1 protein-coding gene is annotated in these 265 nt (G+C 26.4%); it reads left to right on the top strand.

The annotated features are described in order from the left end of the window. Positions 1-265, top strand: a 265-nt coding sequence (locus AC6UD0_RS07430) for a hypothetical protein (protein ID WP_500708718.1), incomplete at both ends; no start/stop codon positions are given.

Raw genomic sequence — 265 nt, 5'->3', positions numbered from 1 at the left:
AAAAAATCATTTAAGAAGTGGCTTTATAGTCCAAATAAGATTCTCACAAACGGTGTACAATTACTTAACAATTCCTCTAACAATGCCGCTTCCTGTGAAATAAAAATGATTTATAAATCTAAAAAACATGATTACAAAATAATTAAAGAAAATTATATAATCCCCTTTATAAAATCATATAGTAGTGTCTTCTTAATTCCTAAAGATTTCCTTGTACCTAATGCAAATTACAATAGTATGGAAAATCAAATGAAAGACAATGACC

This window comes from Fructilactobacillus sp. X7R9C1 (assembly GCF_059901005.1).
This window is presented reverse-complemented; position numbering and strand designations above follow the sequence as displayed.